Origin of the sequence: Shewanella sp. Sh95 (genome assembly GCF_001308045.1) — a bacterium.
Classification (GTDB): Bacteria; Pseudomonadota; Gammaproteobacteria; order Enterobacterales; family Shewanellaceae; genus Shewanella; species Shewanella xiamenensis.
In genome coordinates, this window is sequence record NZ_LGYY01000219.1 from 1 (window position 1) to 1,003 (window position 1,003).

Below are 1,003 nucleotides of genomic sequence, written 5' to 3' on the forward strand. Positions count from 1 at the left end.
TGGAGGTACTCAGGCGGCCTGATTATCAAATCACGGAGAAAGAATTGCTGGCGGCCTGGGTATTATTCGCCAATCAGTTGCTCAAATATGGCTATGCTATGGCTGATTTATGAGGGGATCCTTCAGCGCTTTGCGTCTTCAGCCGCGCTTCGAGTGCACGGCGTTTCTCAATCGCAATAGGTGTAATTTGGGCATCTAAATCTTTTTCTAGCCCCAGGATAAAATACACTTCGGCCATTAAGAAAAACGGGCCAATTAACAGTTGGTTTAAATCATCAATAAAGGCAGGCTTTGCCTTCTCGTATTGATGGCCAATCAGCTGAAAAACCCAACCGACGATAAATACCGATATAGCCAACCAGAAGGCGTTGGGAGAGGAGGCCACTAACTCTGTTGAATACACGACGGGGGCGATAAACAAGGCCAGACCAATCGCTAACCTTGCATGCAAACGAAAATAATAAACCAGCACGCCAGCCCCTAAAATCACACCTAAACTCACATCGCCAGCACTACCAAATGGAATACGGATTGTCGCTAATAATAGAAAAGCCGACCATATAATTAATGGAATACCAATAAAATGAGTTCGAATATTTCGCGGATTTAAATGCACACTCTTATAGGTTGATAGCTGCTCTACGGCGGATTTCATCTTGGGCTCCTTTTGCTGTGTCCCTGCAAATTAGTTTATAGATAAAACTTTTGACCTAACCTAGCCCAAAAATGCCAAACTGAACAGTAAAAAGTAACAAAAATGTTGCCGAGTGTTTTGAGTAATAAAAAGGGAGCTTAAAGCTAATGCCGATCAGTTAAGACAGATCGCTTGACGATCTCGCTGAAAAGATCAAAATCCGATGACCTCATGTCATCGGATTTTTTATGCAACTCTCAGAAGCACTCGCCCGTACTCATATTACCCGCCTAACCGAATTCACCTGCTTAGCAGATGTGTTAGAACCTGAGTTAATTCAATCTTGCCTAGACTCTCAGGGCGTTGCGA

Annotated in this window: 1 protein-coding gene; it reads right to left on the bottom strand. The window is 43.6% G+C overall.

The annotated features are described in order from the left end of the window. Window positions 1–91: 91 nt before the first annotated feature. A complete protein-coding gene (locus tag AEA42_RS16365; protein ID WP_055648286.1) occupies window positions 92–655 on the bottom strand; it encodes an Mpo1-like protein in 564 nt (187 codons plus the stop codon). Between the last annotated feature and the right edge of the window lie 348 nt (window positions 656–1,003).

Bases quoted from the DNA above. Each gene is read 5' to 3' on its own strand.
- AEA42_RS16365 (WP_055648286.1), bottom strand. From the start codon at position 655: ATGAAATCCGCCGTAGAGCAGCTATCAACCTATAAGAGTGTGCATTTA.